16 protein-coding genes are annotated in these 18,789 nt (G+C 41.6%); 10 read left to right on the forward strand and 6 right to left on the reverse strand.

Translation table 11 applies throughout. The annotated features are described in order from the left end of the window. Window positions 1-160: 160 nt before the first annotated feature. The 4 genes from BLU58_RS07890 (at window position 161) to BLU58_RS07905 (ending at window position 5,658) form a co-directional block, all read left to right on the forward strand. Entirely contained in the window at window positions 161-1,930 is a 1,770-nt protein-coding gene (locus BLU58_RS07890; RefSeq protein ID WP_093291683.1) for a hypothetical protein, read from the forward strand. Beyond that, on the forward strand, window positions 1,923-2,492 hold the full coding sequence (locus BLU58_RS07895) for a hypothetical protein (RefSeq protein WP_093291684.1): 570 nt from the start codon (window positions 1,923-1,925) through the stop codon (window positions 2,490-2,492). Before BLU58_RS07890 ends, BLU58_RS07895 begins: the two co-directional genes overlap by 8 nt. Beyond that, window positions 2,459-3,853: a transglycosylase SLT domain-containing protein gene (locus BLU58_RS17290; RefSeq protein ID WP_093291685.1), complete on the forward strand. Its 1,395-nt coding sequence runs from the start codon at window positions 2,459-2,461 to the stop codon at window positions 3,851-3,853. Before BLU58_RS07895 ends, BLU58_RS17290 begins: the two co-directional genes overlap by 34 nt. Before the next feature lie 194 nt (window positions 3,854-4,047). Continuing rightward, the gene (locus BLU58_RS07905) at window positions 4,048-5,658 is read left to right on the forward strand and encodes a degradosome RNA helicase CshA (RefSeq protein WP_093291686.1); all 1,611 of its coding nucleotides are present in this window, start codon (window positions 4,048-4,050) and stop codon (window positions 5,656-5,658) included. Between the two features lie 127 nt (window positions 5,659-5,785). Here the strand turns inward: BLU58_RS07905 and BLU58_RS07910 are convergent, their stop codons facing one another. The 4 genes from BLU58_RS07910 to BLU58_RS07925 all read right to left on the reverse strand — a co-directional run bounded on the left by BLU58_RS07910 (window position 5,786) and on the right by BLU58_RS07925 (window position 9,470). Further along, the gene (locus BLU58_RS07910; RefSeq protein ID WP_093291687.1) at window positions 5,786-7,420 is read right to left on the reverse strand and encodes an MDR family MFS transporter; all 1,635 of its coding nucleotides are present in this window, start codon (window positions 7,418-7,420) and stop codon (window positions 5,786-5,788) included. A 70-nt stretch (window positions 7,421-7,490) separates the two neighbouring features. Continuing rightward, window positions 7,491-7,922, reverse strand: a complete 432-nt coding sequence (locus BLU58_RS07915) for a MarR family winged helix-turn-helix transcriptional regulator (protein WP_176786560.1) — start codon at window positions 7,920-7,922, stop codon at window positions 7,491-7,493. A gap of 184 nt (window positions 7,923-8,106) precedes the next feature. Next, window positions 8,107-8,820: a hypothetical protein gene (locus tag BLU58_RS07920; RefSeq protein ID WP_093291689.1), complete on the reverse strand. Its 714-nt coding sequence runs from the start codon at window positions 8,818-8,820 to the stop codon at window positions 8,107-8,109. Beyond that, complete coding sequence (locus BLU58_RS07925; protein ID WP_093291690.1) at window positions 8,817-9,470, reverse strand: DUF4004 family protein; 654 nt, start codon at window positions 9,468-9,470, stop codon at window positions 8,817-8,819. Before BLU58_RS07925 ends, BLU58_RS07920 begins: the two co-directional genes overlap by 4 nt. A gap of 195 nt (window positions 9,471-9,665) precedes the next feature. Here BLU58_RS07925 and BLU58_RS07930 point away from each other — a divergent pair, with 195 nt between their 5' ends. The 4 genes from BLU58_RS07930 to pstB all read left to right on the forward strand — a co-directional run bounded on the left by BLU58_RS07930 (window position 9,666) and on the right by pstB (window position 13,257). Then, on the forward strand, window positions 9,666-10,601 hold the full coding sequence (locus BLU58_RS07930) for a PstS family phosphate ABC transporter substrate-binding protein (RefSeq protein WP_093291691.1): 936 nt from the start codon (window positions 9,666-9,668) through the stop codon (window positions 10,599-10,601). A gap of 162 nt (window positions 10,602-10,763) precedes the next feature. Then, window positions 10,764-11,636 carry a phosphate ABC transporter permease subunit PstC gene (gene pstC / locus BLU58_RS07935; protein WP_255404656.1) on the forward strand — a complete coding sequence of 291 codons (873 nt, stop codon included), beginning with the start codon at window positions 10,764-10,766 and terminating at the stop codon, window positions 11,634-11,636. Then, complete coding sequence (gene pstA / locus BLU58_RS07940) at window positions 11,636-12,493, forward strand: phosphate ABC transporter permease PstA (protein WP_093291693.1); 858 nt, start codon at window positions 11,636-11,638, stop codon at window positions 12,491-12,493. Before pstC ends, pstA begins: the two co-directional genes overlap by 1 nt. Window positions 12,494-12,504: 11 nt before the next feature. Continuing rightward, entirely contained in the window at window positions 12,505-13,257 is a 753-nt protein-coding gene (pstB, locus tag BLU58_RS07945) for a phosphate ABC transporter ATP-binding protein PstB (protein WP_093291694.1), read from the forward strand. Between the two features lie 334 nt (window positions 13,258-13,591). Here the strand turns inward: pstB and BLU58_RS07950 are convergent, their stop codons facing one another. Beyond that, the gene (locus tag BLU58_RS07950; RefSeq protein WP_176786561.1) at window positions 13,592-14,911 is read right to left on the reverse strand and encodes a tetratricopeptide repeat protein; all 1,320 of its coding nucleotides are present in this window, start codon (window positions 14,909-14,911) and stop codon (window positions 13,592-13,594) included. Window positions 14,912-15,150: 239 nt separating this feature from the next. Between BLU58_RS07950 and BLU58_RS07955 the strand changes: the two genes are divergently transcribed. Then, the gene (locus tag BLU58_RS07955) at window positions 15,151-15,453 is read left to right on the forward strand and encodes a hypothetical protein (RefSeq protein WP_072330740.1); all 303 of its coding nucleotides are present in this window, start codon (window positions 15,151-15,153) and stop codon (window positions 15,451-15,453) included. Between the two features lie 216 nt (window positions 15,454-15,669). Here BLU58_RS07955 and pabB read toward each other — a convergent pair whose 3' ends face one another. Beyond that, window positions 15,670-17,418: an aminodeoxychorismate synthase component I gene (gene pabB, locus BLU58_RS07960; protein WP_093291696.1), complete on the reverse strand. Its 1,749-nt coding sequence runs from the start codon at window positions 17,416-17,418 to the stop codon at window positions 15,670-15,672. Between the two features lie 260 nt (window positions 17,419-17,678). Here pabB and BLU58_RS07965 point away from each other — a divergent pair, with 260 nt between their 5' ends. Then, window positions 17,679-18,752 (forward strand): undecaprenyldiphospho-muramoylpentapeptide beta-N-acetylglucosaminyltransferase, encoded by a 1,074-nt coding sequence (locus BLU58_RS07965; protein ID WP_093291697.1) that lies wholly within the window; start codon window positions 17,679-17,681, stop codon window positions 18,750-18,752. Window positions 18,753-18,789: the final 37 nt, after the last annotated feature.

Here is an 18,789-nt window from a genome sequence, read left to right on the forward strand (position 1 = left end):
AGGGCGGTGTTTTTTTATTTTTCCATTTTTGACTCTTTTGTTTCCATTTCTTTAGTGATATTGTAAAAATATCTCCAATTTGTACAATGTTTATGTTTCCTATTTTAATCATAGTATTTAAGATGAATAAGATAGTTAGAAGTATCTGAGAGGTGATCCAGTGAAGCAAAAACGAAAGTTCGTAGGTTTGGGAATCCTCTTACTTCTCCCGATTTTGATGTTATTTGCAGTTTCTTTTTTGGATGTAGGGTATGGTTTTGCACAGACGGACAAGCCGGCAACGGAGTCTAAGAATCCTCCAAATTCTTCTTCAGGAGGAACGACTTCTACGAATCCAACAACTCCGGCGAGTACAACGACTCCGGCGAGTACAACGACCCCGACAACCCAAACTTCTCCAGATTCATCAATATCGACACCAACCCCTTCGACGAATGTTCCGAACGCTTGCATACAACCAACTGGTGAGTTTGCAGAATGTCCGTCCACGTATTTCAAGTTTGACTACATAGGAAAAAAAGTAAGTGCTAGTGATACAAGTAGCTTGTTTCAAGAAGGGTTCCAACAGGGATTCACTTTTTTTCTCAATTTAGTCTGGTACGGGTATACGATCTTCATTTATGCCGTTATCTATATCCTAACGTTTAGCTATCGGTTAGAGCTTATGACGAATATGGCAAGTTCGATGAAGGATGTATTAGGCAAATCTGACTCCTTTTTATGGGGAGGGCTCTTTCCGTGGTTAATGGGCTTCGTGGTCCTAGTAGCGTTATGGAAGTTTCTTCGTCGTCGTAATCAAGAGGGAGTATCGTTACTCTTTCGGAACCTACTCATTTTGACGTGTGCTTCTTACTTTTTTACTCAGATTCCAGCAGTTGTATCAGAGGTAAGTAATATTACAGGCAAAGCGAGTGATTATACATTAGCTGGCTTCTTGTCTCTTACTCCAGAGAAAGAGAAAAGTGCTTCAAACCCTACAAAGGAACAAGTAGAAAAGACAAAGAAAGATGCAATTCAAAAAGTCTCCTCCGCTTTATGGGCTGAATTTTACTATAAGCCATATCTCGTGCTTCAGTTTGGATCAGTAGAAGCGGGCCAGAAAAATATCGGACAACTATTTAGTTATGGTGGAGATGTGGATTCGAAACGAAAAGAATGGTTTACAGGCTATAACGAAGATACAAATCAACAAACAGGTACAAAATATGTAGATGTTGAAAAAGGGATTGCCCAGTCAGAGGAATTTAAAATGGTGACGAGCGCAGGGGTGATGAAGCGCTTCGGATATAGCTTTTTTATCTTGCTTACGGGGATTAGTTTTGCGGTGTTATTATTCTTATTTAGCTGGAAGCTTCTTCACTGGTTTTTCTTGGCGGTTGGTAGGGTGCTGTTGATACTGATACCCGTTGTGTTCTCTACGATACCAGGAAGAAGCTTACGAGATATTACTGGATGGTTGTGGCAGATCTTATATGCACTCTTCATGAGAGTCTTGTTTGCCGCACTTTTAGGAATCGCGATTACTTTGTTTATTGTGATCCAAGGAATTCCTATCACAGATGATGGAGAATTTTCTTACCTAGTCACCTTTTTAATGCGTAATGTTCTGGTTTTAGCAAGCTTCTTAGCTGTTTGGAAGATCATGAAAGAAATTCAAGTACAACTTCAAGGTCTGGTTGGAATAGAGATTTCACAGCCAAATTGGATCACTCTTTGGAAAAATGTACGGGCCTATTGGAATCGTGGTACGGAAGAAGAGAAGGTTAACCTACCTTTGATGACCAGTGAAGGAACGTCAGTCATTGCCTTGGGGAGTGCTCAAAAACGCTTTAGCATTGGAGCACGAATCAAGCAATGGAAAATGAAAAAGGCTATTCGCAAGCAAGCCTCTTCATCTGAGACACCTCCACAGAGGTATCTAGATGAATGAATATGGGCCAAGGAGTGAACGACTAAAAGGAGCTTCAAAAAGGGCTCCTTTTGTCTTGGTGCTAACTTCTCTTATCGTTTTAATCAGTCTTGGGGCTATGGTGAGAGGTTGGTGGTTAAACCAACAGCTTCCAGCTCCCACTCCTTCAAAAGAACAGCCTAAAGAAGCCTCTCAGCTTCTGATCGATTCCCCATTTGAACTAGACATTGTAATTGATTTGACTCAGGATCACAACGTACAGAAAGAGGCTGGAAAAGTAGCAGGACAGGTTTTTTCGATCCTTCACCAACAGATGAAGTCAAATGAGGAACGCTTAAAGAAGCTTTCAGAATGGGTAACAACGCCTGTATACCAGTCGATGAACGGAAATCTAGATTTGCCACTCGAGCCTGTGTCTTGGAAAAGGATTAAGGTAGTATCGGTTCGTCCTTTAGATACGGATCATTGGAGCTTCTTAGTTGCAGGTGTGCTTCGAGGTGAGAAAGTGGAAGACATCGTTCAGGTTCAGGTGAGAAAGGTGGAAGGAATATGGAAAGCAGTATCCATCGACGAATCGCCTTGATCAAGAAACCAGCATGGAAATGGATCATCATTTGCTCACTTATCGTGATTCCTTTCATCACTTTTGTAACGATTACAAGTGTGACTATCTATTCGGTTATCGCTCGAATGAAAGAAAACGAAACGGCCCAATCATTTGGAATCGACCCTGCTTTAATGCTCCTATATAAAGAAATTGCCGATCAACATCAGCTTCCTTGGGCTTTTTTAGCTGCCCTAGATCAGAATCTTCCTAAGGCGAAGGCAGTGATGCTTCCGCGAGTGAGTAAATTTGAGATGGAGATCGAATCAGCTGCTCAAAAGTTTTCTGTAGATCCAGCGCTTATTCGGGCGATTATCCAGCAGGAAAGTAATTGGAATCCGAAAGCAAAATCTTCTGCTGGAGCTCGTGGTCTCATGCAGTTAATGCCTGTAACCTGCAAGGCATTTAATCTGGACCCCGATACGACTTGTTTTGATCCCCTTTCCAATGTGATGGCGGGAACGGAGATGATCTCCCGTCTCTTAACAAAGTACAATGGGAATCTAGACTTAGCACTCGCCGCGTATAATGCAGGCGAAGGAAATGTGGAAAAGCATAAAGGGATTCCTCCCTTCAAGGAAACCCAAAATTATGTGAAAAAAATTCCTGTATTGTATAAGGAGTATGGGGGAAAGGGAACCTTATCTAAGGAAGAGGTTCAAAAAAAGGAAATTGAAGAGTTAGCTAATCGATTGAAAGAAGCACGCACTAAGGTAGATCAAGCGGGTGACTCAAATAAGTGTATGAAAGAGTTAGCGATGCATACTCCAAACCGAGGTTCGCTAACCTGTGCGGCGTATTCGATTCAATCGAACTGGGCTTTTGTTGAACGTGTAGAGAACCAAGCAAGGGCTTATGAACAAGAAGTTTGGAACATTACCTCGAATGGAACAGAAGCAACAAAAGGGGCGGGTTCAGCCAACCCATCAATGGAGATGAGCGGGACTCATACATCAGTGGGTATGATTTGGCCGTGTGAAGGAAAGGTAACATCCCGATTCGGGCCACGTTGGGGAAGGACGCATAAAGGGATTGATATTGCGAACCGAAAAGGAACTCCTATTTATAGTGTGCTAGACGGAAAAGTTACATCCGTAAAATCAGATCCAGGGGGATATGGTCATTATTTGGTGATTGATCATGGAACTGGGCTCTCTTCTCTCTATGCGCATATGTATGCTGGCGATATTTATGTGAAGGTAGGAGATCAGGTGAAGAAAGGTCAGCGCATAGCAAGTATGGGAAGTGATGGGAATTCGACGGGGCCGCATTTACATTTTGAGATTCAAGTAAATGGGATTTCAAAGGATCCAATGCAGTATATTGGTAAGAAAATGTAAGATAGTAGATCTCATTGCAGGAAAAAATAAGCGGTTCTACATCTTTCTTTTCCATTCCGTACTGTAATTGTGTTATTATGATACATTGTATACAACTTCTTAGCTTCTAGGAAGTATAAGATCGGGACGATATCTAAAACTAGAAACTAATAAGCTCGTATGAATATATGGAAGTGAAAGGGGATTATTAATCCTTGGCGAAATTTAGTGAACTCGGCCTTAGTGCTGAGCTATTGCAAGCGGTGCATCAGATGGGATTTGAAGAAGCAACTCCTATCCAATCAGAAACGATTCCAGTCTCTCTCGCTGGGCGAGATGTTTTAGGCCAAGCACAGACCGGAACAGGGAAGACTGCGGCATTTGGGATTCCAATCGTAGAGAAAATGGACCTTGATTCTGGGCATGTACAAGCCTTGATTCTGACTCCTACCCGTGAATTGGCGATCCAAGTAGCGGAAGAGTTAAACAGAGTAGGTCAATCGAAAAAAGTGCGTGCGCTGCCGATTTATGGTGGTCAAGAGATCGATCGTCAAATTCGTTCTCTTAAGAAGCATCCACACATTATCGTGGCTACACCAGGTCGTATGCAAGACCATATGCGACGTCGTACAATTCGTCTGCAAAACCTATCGATGGTTGTACTCGACGAGGCGGATGAAATGTTGCAAATGGGCTTTTTGGAAGAGATTGAAGCGATTCTTTCGGAGTGTCCGTCTGAACGTCAAACCCTTCTATTCTCTGCTACGATGCCTACACGTATTCGCAATTTGGCATCGAAGTTTATGATGGATCCTGTCGAGATCAAGATTAAAGCAAAAGAAGTAACAATGCCGAGTATCGAACAGTATTACATTGAGTTATCTCCGAGACAAAAGTTTGATTCGTTATGTAATCTGCTTGATATTCAGTCTCCAGAGTTAGCGATTATCTTTGGACGCACTAAGAAGCGTGTAGACGAAATTACAGAGGGATTAACCAAACGTGGCTACTCCGCCGAAGGCATCCATGGGGATCTCTCTCAAGCACGTCGTGATACAGTGATTCGTCGTTTCAAAGAAGGAACGATTGATATCATGGTTGCCACCGACGTAGCAGCACGTGGTTTGGATATCTCGGGTGTTACCCATGTATATAACTTCGATATCCCTCAAGACTCAGAAAGCTATGTTCACCGAATCGGACGTACGGGCCGTGCTGGTAAAGAAGGAATGGCCATTACGTTTGCTAGCTTCCGTGAAATGGATCATCTCCGTATGATTGAACAACAAACGAAGCGTAAGATGAGTCGAATGTCGGTTCCGACGATTCATGAAGTGGTAGAAGGTCAACAACGATTAGCGGTTCAACGTCTGCTTGAAGTTGCTGAGAAAGAGGAAGAGATTACTTCTTATATCGAATCAGCAGAAGCGCTTTTAGAGTCTAACGATTCGGTTACCTTATTATCAGCGGCTCTCAAACTACTAACTAGAGAACCAGATAAAACACCAGTCCAAATAAGCGATGACCATTACTCCATGCGTCGTGGTGGAGGCCGTCGTGGCGGTGGTGATCGGTCCTTTGGAGGTAAGCCTAGAAACGATCGCAATCGTTTTAGCTATAACGAAGGTAGCTTCTCAGACGGTGCTTCTGGTGATCGCCGTTCCTCAGCGAATCGCTCTCGAAACGAAGGCGACAAAGGTGGTTATAGAGGCGGTAAGAGTGGAGGCGGAAAAGGCGGCTTCAAAGGTAGTAGTAAAGGTGGCGGGAAGTTCTCTGGCGGAGGCAAACGCGGGGGATCTGATCGAGGCAAAGTGAAATCGAGATAGTATTTATTGATAAAGGCACCCAATTCCTTGATTGAGGAGTTGGGTGCCTTTATCATGTCTAGTTTCAGTATACGAAAAAGCCAACTTTCCTAGAGTTGAGGTGGAAAGCTGGCTTTTTTTGGATTGATTACTTCACAGGTTCAGGGTCTACTTGGATTGAATCCTCTTCTTGTTTTTTGCCTTTTGATTCATCAGATAGCTTGATTTTTGGCAGGAAGAACGTGATCATTCCGCCAAGTACGATGAATACGAGCCCCCAGAGGAAGACGGAATGCAATGATTCGACCATGGAACTTTTCATGATTGGAACAATCGAATCTAAGATCGGTTTTGGAATCTTGCTTAATGCTCCTGGGTTAAACAGCATGGAGTAAATGCTCTGTGCATCTTTAGAGATCATTGATTCCATGTTTGTTACAAAATCATGAGCCGTAGCAGGTAGTTTTTCTAACGTGGGAACCAGATTTGATTTGAGTAAATCAGCCGTTCTTGCATTCATCACAGCACCCAAGATAGTCATTCCAAATGTCCCTCCGATTTGGCGGAAGAACTGGCTGGAGGAGGTCACCACACCTAACTCATCTTTGGAGAAGCTTTCTTGTAGTCCGAGCGTTAATAAGGGCATGACAAGACCAATTCCCAGACCAATGATCATCATATAACCGGTAGCGATTAATTTCGTCGTTTCTAGATTCATGGTCATCAATAGCCCGAATCCGACGGCCATGATAATCATACCTGCATAAATTTGAGGCTTCATGCCGACTTTTTGAACCAATTGGCCCCCGATAATGCTAGTAATAATCATAGTGATCATCATAGGAGTCATGATCGTGCCGGAATCCGTGGCACTTACACCTACCACTCCTTGCATGAAAAGAGGGACGAACATAACGGCTCCAAACATACCTACGGCCATGAAGAAACCAATTCCATTTAAGGTGACAAATGCACGATTTCGGAAATAGCGAACGGGTAAAATAGGGTCTTTTGAACGTAATTCAATAAAGACAAAGGCAACGAGCGAGACGAGAGCCAGTGCAAATAAGCTTAATGTCTGCCATGATCCCCAGGCATAATCTTTTCCGCCAAAGGTAAGGGCTAATAGTAAGCTGACAACCCCAATAATCATCGTAAGCATACCAGGGATATCAAAGTAAATCGGTCCAGAGACTTTATGTTTTTTCAAGCCGAGAGCGATGAAAATAGTGGCTAGAATACCGACTGGAAGGTTGATGTAGAAAACCCATTCCCACGACATGTAGTCTACAATCCACCCACCGACTTGAGGTCCGAGGATGGAGGATAGGCCATACAATCCACCAAAAATCCCTTGCCACTTAGCGCGCTCTTTACCTGAAAATAAATCCCCGATGATAATCATAGCCATCGGCATCATCACGCCACCGCCAATCCCTTGGATCGCACGGAAAATAATTAATTGCTCCATCGTCTGAGATAAACCTGATAGGGCAGAGCCGACCATGAAAATAACTAATCCTGTTACATAGACCGCACGACGCCCTAGTAAGTCTGCCAGTTTACCTGCGACAGGCACAACAGCGGTCGATGTCAGCATATAAGCGGTGGTTAACCAAGTCATTAAGCTAAGACCACCTAGTTCACCGACGATGCGGGGCATAGCAGTCCCGACAATCGTTCCGTCTAATGCTGCAAATAACATGGCAATAATGAGTCCAGCGATTAATAAGCCATTTTTTCCTTGTTGTTCTGAATTTTTTTTTATGAGTTCAGCTTCCATCGAAATAACCTCATTTCGTGTTTAGTCAGTTGATCAAAGTATGCCAAGTTTAGGTACTTCTGATTATTTTTTATTGGGTAGGTAGTTCCGAGAGCTTTTCAAATGTGTCGGCAAAGGCTTCCAGTTCTTGTTTATCAAGATGGACTAAATACCGTTGTAGGGTTGCTTTATGCCTTTTCTTAATCGTTTGAAGGACTCTTTTACCTTCATCGGTTACACTAATATAGATCACTCTCCGATCATCCGAGTCGTGATGACGTACTACGTAGTTATTTTGAACTAAGCGATCGATCATAACCGTGATTGCACTTGGTTTTACATCCATTTTTTCTGCTAGTTCTTTCACCTTCGTAGGGCCCTTGGTTAATAAGTATTTCAGAACGTGAAATTGGGGTGGAGTTAGGTTTAAATCCTTAAATTGGGTCATCTCGGATCGAATCTTATCAATAAAGACAGAGAGGGACTTCAAAATCCGGTCTAATTGAAGTTCCGTATGGCTCAATATTACGACCTCCATTTAATTATACATATATAACTATTTACATTGGCTAATGATTAACTATGTTTAAATATATTATAGGCGTACATTCATTTGGTCAAGTAGTATTTTTCCATGAGGCGAATTTGTTTATGTAAAAAAACAAGAAACGTCTCAATGATGCATAAGACGCTTCTTGGGATATAGGCTATATTTTTACAGCTTCTCCTACTTTAGAATCTGTGTGAGATGTGTAGGAGTCCTGATATTCGATTCGATCAATGGTGCAATCTTTACCAATCACAATTTGCTTTCCCCGCACGATCTTAGCTTGTGTATTTTCTAGTTCAATATAATCTCCTTCGATACATTCCACTTTTAGATCAGATTGTAACCATGGAAGGAATTTATTCCATTTTTTACCTTTTTTAATAATGATTTTTTCCCCGCCGATTTCCTTAGCTGAGCTACTTCCGTATAAGCTAATATCGATTTGGTCTGCATTTAATAATCCATCAATGTGAAACTGAGCTTTTCCTGTAAAGGATTCCGTATTACAGTCCCCATCTAGTTTTAGAGAGCCATAGATGTGAATGGATTCACTTATTAGGTTTTTCTTGCCAGTCACTTCTCCGTGGATCCGTAATTGAGGTATTTGTAAGTCCCCCCAAGACTTCACGATTCCGTTTACTTGGGCTTTTTTTGCTGATAGATCCCGTTTGGCTACTAATTTTCCATTTATAGTCATCGATTCAGTAATAATATCTCCAAATCCTTCCATGTGACCATTCACAGTTAATTGAATCGCATCTAATCCTTCGTTGATTTTGCCCTGCCCCGTAACTTTTACCTCTTGATATCTTCCACCATCAACAGTTGCTGCTCCATTAATGGATAATCGTGATTTTCGTTCCGTATTCATGAGATCCCTCCGTCTGTCAGTAATAATTGTTTAAAACGTTCTTGCAACGCATCTAGAGACAAATTCAGGATGATCTTACTAGCAGAGTCAAAATGAACTTCATCGTGTTGATGGAGCAAGATCGCAGTAGTTACACCTAACTTACGAGATACGAGAAGGACATACGGCTTATGAGTGAAATTCTCTTCCTGTTCGCGTAACAAAGTTAGAATTAATTTCGCTTCTTCTAACGAACAAGAACCAGATGATAATATCTCTTCGATCGTAAATAGTGTAAAAGCTTGTGGATATGAGAGAGTGTCTACGTTGGTTAATTCAAGCTGGCAGAGATCCTGAGTTGCTTGTGAGATGATTTCCTTTGAGTGTAAGTGAGACAAGGAGATGTTTTTAAAGTGTGGTTCTTCATCTATTTTTTTTGTAAAAAGCTGTGCCAAGTTATCTAAAGAGAGATCGTCTTTATGTTGTTTAATCTTTTCGATTCGCTCTAGGATTTTCTCTTTTGGGAAAAACGTCTCTTGCCCAGTAAAAGTAGATTTACGTATAAACCATTCTTCCGGTATGAGTTGCTTTCGTTTCCATCGATAAAGTTGTCCGTACGAGATGTCGGCTTCTTGAAGTAAGTCTTTCTTAGAAATGAGCTCTTGTTCCATGCTATTCCCCTCCTGAAAAACAATGTAACATAACATTGTTACGTTATGCAAGTTTTTTTGATATGTGCCTGATCTCTTCTTGGATCATCATATGTGTAGTTCTTAATAAACATTTACAATTCTATAATAATGAATCAAAAGTGGCTTGTTAGGATTTGCTTGTGAAATAATGAATCCCTTTTAGGAGGATCATCCATGAGTGTGAAGAAACTAGGCTTGACTTTGGTTGCGGTGGCATTAACTGCTTCCAGCTTGACCGGTTGTGGTCAGGGAGATAGGAAAGATGCAGGAGCAGCGAAAGCATCAGGTAGTATCAAAATAGATGGATCGAGTACGGTGTTTCCGATCACGGAAGCAGTGGCTGAAGAGTTCCAAAAAGCGAATCCAAATGTAAAGGTAACCATTGGGGTGTCCGGTACAGGTGGTGGTTTTAAGAAGTTTGCAGCGGGTGATCTTGATATTAGTAATGCATCACGAACGATTAAGGGTGCAGAAAAGGCACAGGCTACTACGAATAAAGTGGATTATCTAGAGCTTCCAGTTGCTTATGACGGAATTTCACTAGTGGTAAACAAAGCGAACACATGGGTGGACAAATTAACTGTAGCTGAGTTGAAGAAAATGTGGGAGCCGGGTAGTAAGGTGAAGACATGGAAGGATGTTAGATCTAGCTGGCCAGCGGAACCGATTCAATTATATGGCCCTGGAACGGACTCGGGTACATTTGAGTATTTTACCGAAGTGATCGTAGGGGAAGCGAAGAAGAGCAGAGCCGATTATAACCAGAGCGAAGACGATAATGTTTTAGTAACGGGAGTAAAAGGAGATAAAAATAGCTTGGGTTATTTTGGATTTTCTTACTATGAGGAAAACGCGAAGGACTTAAAACTCGTTCCGATTGATTCAGGTGAGAAGACCGTAACACCTACTATGGAAACGATTAAAGATGGTTCTTATAAGCCTCTTTCTCGGCCATTATTTATCTACGTAAGTAAAAATTCACTCCAGAAACCAGAAGTAAAATCCTTTGTTACGTACTACATGGAGAATGCAGAAGAGCTTACAAAAGCGGTCTATTATGTACCGCTAAAGAAGGAAGAATACCGAGCTGGATTGAGTAAAGTAAATTAATCAAAAAGCAAGGAAGAATGTGGCGTCAATCCTCGGCGTCACATTTCTATTCCTAAGGAGGTGGGTACGAAGATGAATGAAGCGGTGTTAAAAAATGCAAGGAATCGTTTGGCTGGGAGTCAGTCGCAAAAAGAAATCTCAGGGATTGTCCAAAAGAAACGAATGAATCGAGAGGATTTGATCGTGAAGTCGATTTTATTCCTTTGTGCCATGGTTTCGGTCTTGACGACGATTGGGATTGTGGCTGTTTTGCTAGTGGAGACACTTTCCTTTTTTAAAGACGTTTCATTACTCTCTTTTTTAACAGATACGAAATGGACTCCGCTATTTAAACCAGAGCACTTTGGAATCTTATCTCTCTTAAGTGGGTCTGTTCTGATTACGTTAGGTGCCTCACTTGTTGCGTTGCCGTTAGGTTTAATGACAGCCATATACCTTAGTGAATATGCAGACGATCGGGTTAGGAGAGTGATAAAGCCTATTTTAGAGGTATTAGCGGGAATCCCCACGATTGTCTATGGATATTTTGCTCTAACCTTTGTCACCCCGCTTTTTCGAATGATTTTTCCGGACATGGGAGTCTTTAATGCTCTGAGTGCTAGTATCGTGGTAGGGATCATGATTTTACCGATGGTGGCATCGCTTAGTGAAGATGCGATGGTGTCTGTTCCGAAATCATTGCGAAATGGAGCTTACGCTCTAGGAGCAACACGATTAGAGGTAGCGAGGAAGGTGGTGGTTCCTGCAGCATTCTCTGGGATTATCTCTTCCTTTGTCCTTGCGATCTCACGAGCGATCGGTGAGACGATGATCGTGACGATTGCGGCGGGTGCAACTCCGAAATTAACGATGAATCCGCTTGAAAGTGTGCAAACGATGACATCATATATCGTCCAAGTGAGCCTAGGTGATATCCAACACGGCTCGATTGAATATAAGACCATTTTTGCGGTTGGGATGACGTTATTTGTTTTAACCTTCCTCATTAATTTGATTGCCCAGTGGTTGAAGAGACGATTTAAGGAGGAGTATTGATGGATCAAGGGAAATGGAGAATTCGAAAAACAATGGATCATTTTGCAAAAATAACGTTCCTCTCCGCTACATTATTTGGAATTGCTTTCTTAGGGATACTCCTTTATCAGATCGTAGCGGATGGTGTAAGATGGATAAGTTGGGATTTCTTTACTAATTTTTCTTCGCGATTTCCATCCAAAGCAGGAGTGGCGGCGGCTTTGATTGGGAGCATCTGGATTATCCTACTTACGGGCCCGATTGCTTTTTTTCTAGGAGTCGGGACGGCGCTTTATTTAGAGGAGTATACGAAGAAGAGTTGGTTTACACGTTTCATTCAAGTAAACATTCATAATCTCGCTGGGGTCCCATCGATTGTATACGGGATTTTAGGATTGGCTGTATTTGTCCAAGGTCTGATGCTGGGACAGGCTGTACTTGCAGGAGTTTTTACCATGTCGTTACTGGTTTTACCGATTATGGTTGTATCCTCACAAGAAGCGATTCGCAGTGTTCCGCAACAGATGCGGAATGCTTCTTATGCACTAGGCGCATCTAAATGGCAGACGATTAGCCGTGTGGTAATCCCAACTGCATTGCCCAATATCTTAACAGGTGTCATTTTAGCTTTATCGCGTGCGATCGGTGAAACAGCGCCCTTGATTGTAGTGGGAGCTCTTACTTTTGTCGCTTTTGTTCCAGTTTCTCCAATGGATCCGTTTACCGTGTTACCTATCCAAATCTTTAACTGGACTTCTCGCCCGCAAGATGATTTTAGAGCAATTGCTGCCGCTGGAATTATGGTTCTTTTAGTTGTCCTTCTTACAATGAACCTGCTAGCGGTTTACTTGCGAAATAAATATCAAAAGCGATACTAGGAGGTTTGCTTATGTCTATCATCCAAATCAAAAACGTTGATTTATATTATGATAAACATCATGCTTTGAAGAATATTACAGGTGAGATAAAAGAGCGCTCGATTACAGCCTTAATTGGTCCATCGGGTTGCGGCAAGTCTACCTTTTTACGAACGTTGAATCGAATGAATGATATGATTCAAGGGGTGCATATCGAGGGGGAAGTTTTAGTAGCGGAGCAAAATATCTACCACGAGGATGTGAATGTGGAAAATCTACGTAAAAACATCGGGATGGTTTTTCAACAGCCTAATCCTTTTCCAAAAAGTATTTATGATAATATCGCATTTGGTACGAGGATTCACGGAATGCGAGATCGGAAAGAGCTAGATGAGGTTGTCGAGCAGAGTCTGAAAGCAGCCGCCCTGTGGGAAGAGGTAAAGGATATTTTAAAAAAGCCAGCTTATGGATTATCGGGTGGGCAACAACAGCGCCTTTGTATCGCGAGGGCTTTAGCGGTAAATCCACAAATTCTGCTGATGGACGAACCGACTTCAGCGCTTGATCCTATCTCAACAGCTAAGATTGAAGAGTTAATCGGAGAGCTACGGAAACAGTATACGATTGTCATTGTAACGCATAACATGCAACAAGCGGCTAGAATTTCAGATGAAACAGCTTTCTTTTTACAAGGAGAAGTCATCGAATTTGATACAACGGAAAAAATATTTCATACGCCATCTGATCAAAGGACAGAGGATTATATTGCAGGCCGTTTTGGATAAGAGAAATAAGGATTTGCTTGTCCCACAAAAGAGGAGGATAAGCAAATCCTTTTTTTAAAAGATCTATCTAAAATAGATCTGAATATTCTACTCTAATGGTGGGTCACCGAAAGTGAACAACATGTCCATCAACTCCTATTGGTAAATTGAACTACTACCACTTAGCTGATGCTTAAAGTGGTAGATTCCTGCGAACACCAGTCTTTTGACTGGTTATCTTAGCAGGCTCTACCCGCAGTCCCTGCGGTGAAAACGAAGCAATTTCTGCTACGCTCCCTACCAAAATTCCTTCTTTGACATAAACAGCATTTTGTACAACTGGAAAATTTTATACTTACTGTTTACTTGTCTCTAATTGTACGGAGATTCGTAAGAATTTGTCAATATAAAATTGATATTTTTTTTTGTCATAATTTGCGCATACATTTGCTAGTTTCATCAGGATTCTTCGTTTATGCTTAGACAAGCCTTTATCTTCCGCTATTTTTAGCGCTTTTTCCCACCATTCAATGGCTTTTGGATATTTTTTTTGTACGTATTGGCATTCTCCGTATATGATGAGGGCTTCGACATAGTCCATCGCATCTGTTGTGTAGGAAGCAAGAGTGACTGCTCTTTTTAGAACCTCTTCGGCTTCCGCTATATTATTTCGCTTTAAATGGAGCAGTCCTAGCTTGGTATTGGCCACCACAATGGGCTGTTTTTTCTTTAGTTTGCTTTCCAGTTGAAGCGAGCAACCATATGCATATTCTGCATCTGACCACATTCCTTTTTTCGTCAGACCATCGCCGAGTACTGTCCATAGCTCACAAAGACGGTCATAGGCATAGTTGTATTTTGCTTTTTCAATCCCAACTAACGCGCACTCAATCGCCTTATCGTAGTGTTCCATCCGGTTAAAGAGACGGGCTCGTACCTCGTACAAATTTAGCAATACCTCGCTACTGTCAATTTGCTCTTTCTGTTCCCATAATTCATTAATAATGACGTAGGCTTCCTCTGTTACATTGAGTCGCTCTAAATAAATGGCTTTCGCAATTTGAAAGAAATGGATCATATGTGCCTTTTCACCGTTCGGATGGAAGCATTGTTCGGCTGCTAAGGTATGCTGTAGCGCTTCTTCTACTTGGTTATCAAGGTAGTATGTTCTACCTAATGCATAATAGCAGATGGAAGCCAGGTTGGTGGAATGCAACTCTTTGTGCTGATCCAGAAGAGCGATACATTGCTGGTAGTTTAAACGGGCATAGTCCCATTTTTTCTTATACTCATAATATCTTCCACGTAGATAGGTAACATTGCAGATTCGTGGGTCATCTTTGGTGTATTTCAGCGTGCGAATTTCTTCCCAGCTGAGCTCTGGATCGATGGTTCCTTTCATTTCGATGCCCATCATCACGATTTGATCGTTTAAATGTTGTTGCTGCTCTTGGCGTTCTTCTGTATGTAGGAGAGAATCGAAGCCAATCTCTAGTTTATCGCACAGATATTGAAGTTTTTCTTTACCGATATGGTGAGAGCCACACTCAATTTTACTGATGGTCCCAGTAGAAATTAAGTCGTCTGCTAGATCTTCTTGTCGTAGACTCTTTTTTTTACGCGCTAGGCGAATTTGTTTTCCTAGATCCGCATGAATATAGATATACTCTTTCATGTTCGTTCCTCCTGAAAAAAATTTTTTGTCGTATTTTATGAATTTTATGTTCAAAAGGTTAAACTTCATCTATTTGCTTCATTTTCACTCTGAAAGACTTTTTTAGGTGGTGTAAGAGTGAGGAAATGCCTCTAATCTATATTTCTTACAGAATTTTCATTATTGGTCAAAATAATTATACTATGGCATGATGGACTTGTCGCTACGAAATCTAACAAATTCTGAAAGGAGATCGAATTGTGGTAGAAGTGAAGATTAAAGGAAAAGCGAGTGAAGTAGAACCGATTTTGTATGGTTTGAAACGTTGGGCTCAAGTGGAGGTACTGAAAGCCGAATATGTCTACCCATCGATCCACAAGGATGAAGATGAAATGACACTCACGTGTTCTGTCGAAAATCCTGTCAATACAAGAGCGAGAAGATTGAAGATGCATTTGGGTAATGGCCAAGAAGTAGAGTTTACGTTCCTTGATTTTATGCAAGTTGACCTCGATGATGGAATTCACATTTATTCAGGAAGATTCTACGATATTTTTGCTTAAGTCATGATGTACACAATAAGAAAATGAAGAAATGGAAGAAAATGATGAACTGAAAATACCTTTGGAAAACCCGCTATACATTTTTCATTTTATTCTGAGTTTTAATTTTGGAATGTGAAATTTTTTGGACATGATAAGTCGGTTTTCCAAGTTACAATAAATATGAACCAAGCCAACTGTCATGTGAGCATGAGTAGTTGGCTTGGTTTCGCTATATTAGGCGTGAAGTGAGCACAGCACCCAGCCGCGGACACTATTTATGAGCCAGATTTGGGTAGCGTGAGTTAAATCATCTTTATGCAAGACTTTTTCTAGCACTTTTTCTGTTTGAATTAGTCGTTGACGGAAAGTGCCGTTTAAGAGACCGGATGAGATGGGGGGTGTATAATGAAGGCCATCGATTTCTAGAACGAGATTTCCTGTTGTGAATTCGGTTAACTCACCTTGCTCATTCCATAGTAGGACATCATATAAATCAGGTTGGGTCTGTTTATGTAACTGATAGATCGATCTCTCGGTTGTCTTGTGATAGAGATAGGGATGATTTCGAGAAATGGGGGTAGTAGCCAGTCCGATGGATTGTGATTTAGAGATGGGCTGGATCGGTTCCCCTGCAATCTCCCAATGACCGAGATGATCTAAGGTAACTCTAACTTTCCAATGATCATGGGGATGCTGAAGAGCAAACTGTGTTAAATAGGATTGATAGATTGATAGATCACACGGGAAGTCTAAGGATTTAGCAGAATGGAAGATACGTTGTTCATGTAGATCAGCTAGCCAATAGTGCCCCTCTTTTAATAAGATGCTCTCAATTAATTGGAAGGATGGAGCTGCTTTTTGGAGAATGGCCGTTTTCACGAGGACTTCTTCATACTCTTCTTCGGCAGTAGAATCCCACGTAATCCCTCCTCCTACTCCATAGGTAGCATGTTGTGTTTCTTGATCGATTAGAACAGTACGAATAGGGACGTTAAAGATTGCATCACCTTTAGGAGTCCAGAATCCGATGGCTCCGCAGTATACATTTCGCGGTGTATCTTCGATTGCCTTGATAATCTGCATTGTACTTCTCTTAGGTGCACCTGTGATGGAACCGCATGGAAATAAGGCTCGGAAAATCTCTAGAGGTGTAGCCCCTTTTTCTAGTTTGGCAGTAATGGTTGATGTCATCTGAAACAAGGTTGGATACGTTTCAATTGAAAATAGCTCCGGGACACGAACCGTACCTTGCAGGGACACTTTTCCGAGATCGTTACGAAGAAGATCCACAATCATAACATTCTCTGCACGGTTTTTCTCGGAATTTGCGAGCCATTCTTTATTTAGATGATCTTCCTCTGGCGTGTTTCCTCTAGCCATCGTTCCTTTCATTGGTCTTGTTGTGATCGTAGACTGATCGATGCGAAAGAACAACTCTGGAGATGCTGAGAGAACTTGGAAACGGCCGGTATCGATATAAGATGTGTAAGATGCTTGCTGGACATCTGTTAACTGTCGATAGAAAGCAAGTGGATCTTGATGGTTCCATGGGCTTTCTACTCGAAGGGTATAGTTCACTTGATAGGTATTTCCCTTCGCAATCTCCTCTTTAATTTTCTGAATCCCTTGATGGTACTGCTCTTTTGAAATGGTAGATTCCCAAGAAAGATGGCGAACTGGATGGAGCGGTCGATGTAAAAAATCCCCTTCTATGGGCTTGTCGTATACACCGAACCACAAATAAGGAACGTCACTCGTCTCGTTGATATCGCTTGATATAAAGACAGCCCCCGCTTCATAGGAAAGCCAGCCTGCTACATAAAATCCTGCTTGCAGATATTCCTGAAGCTGATGAAGGGCAGGGATGATTTCTTCTAATGAATAGGCAGTTACGATGTGAGCAGGACGTAAAAATGTTAGGGGATTGCTTTTTCCGTTTAGATCGGGAAATTCAAATAAGAGTTGCGGAGATGAATGTGTCAAATGGGTCACACCTTACATTTATTGTGAGAATAGATATTTTTATTTTCTAGGGATGAGTATATCATAAAATATGGTGTTGATTTGTTGGGTGTATGTTAATGGAGTCAGATATAGGAGAGATCCTGCGGGCATGTACCATCTTCCTGTGAGATCTTACATTGGAAATTTTTTTGTGCTACAGTAGATGCATTCAAGGGATGCCTTTGTTAGGTGTGTCAGGACATTCTACGTCTTATATTTACGAGAGGAATCATAGGGATATGAAGAAAAAAAAGGTGTTGTTTACGGGTGGTGGGACGGCAGGGCATGTTACGGTCAATCTAGCTCTGATTCCGAAGTTTCAAGAAGACCAGTGGGAAGTTTCGTATATTGGTTCTCATGATGGGATTGAACGGGAGTTAATTGGAAAGTTAGAGAATGTTCCGTATGAGCCTGTGACAACAGGGAAGCTTCGCCGTTATTTTGATTTGAAAAACATAAAAGATCCGTTTAAGGTGTTGCAAGGGATTTGGGAAGCGTACCGTAAGATACGAAAGCTCAAGCCGGATGTCATTTTCTCAAAAGGTGGGTTTGTTTCGGTTCCGGTTGTACTCGGAGGTTGGATGAATCGTGTGCCGATTATTATTCATGAATCTGATTTAACACCGGGATTAGCAAATAAGATCGCGATGCCGTTTGCGAGTAAGGTTTGTACCACGTTTGAAGAGACGAAGAAACATATTAAAGGAAAAAAAGGTGAATATCTAGGGGCAGTTGTCCGAGAGGAATTATTTAGTGGGGATCGCAAAAGAGGCCTGATTTTATGCGATTTCGTGTCGAGCAAGCCTGTCTTGTTAGTGATGGGTGGAAGCATGGGTTCTCAGAAGATCAATCAAGTGGTCAGAGAGAATCTTGATGCATTATTACCAACTTATCAGATTGTACATATTACTGGAAAAGGCGCTATGGATCAATCGTTATTAAGGAAGCCCGGGTATAGGCAGTTTGAATATGTGAGCTGGGAATTGCCTGATTTGATGGCTATGGCCGATCTGATTGTTTCCCGTGCAGGGTCTAACTCTATTTTTGAATTTGCGTCTTTACATAAACCAATGCTTTTGATTCCGCTATCGCGTGCGGCTAGTCGTGGGGATCAGATTTTGAATGCGAATTTATTCGAAAAGCAAGGGATTGCTGAGGTGTTAATGGAAGAAGACTTAACAAATGAATCATTTTTAGATGGTATCACGAGCACCTGGACGAAACGGGATCAACTGATTGAAAATATGAAAGCGCAAAAGTTAACCTGTACTGCTCGAGAAGTGGCTGAAATGATTCAAACGTTTGCTAAGTAGCGGTTCATTAATAAGTAGTAAGAAGGGGAAGGTACTT

Source organism: Thermoactinomyces sp. DSM 45892, from assembly GCF_900107305.1.
Taxonomy (GTDB): domain Bacteria; phylum Bacillota; class Bacilli; order Thermoactinomycetales; family Thermoactinomycetaceae; genus Baia.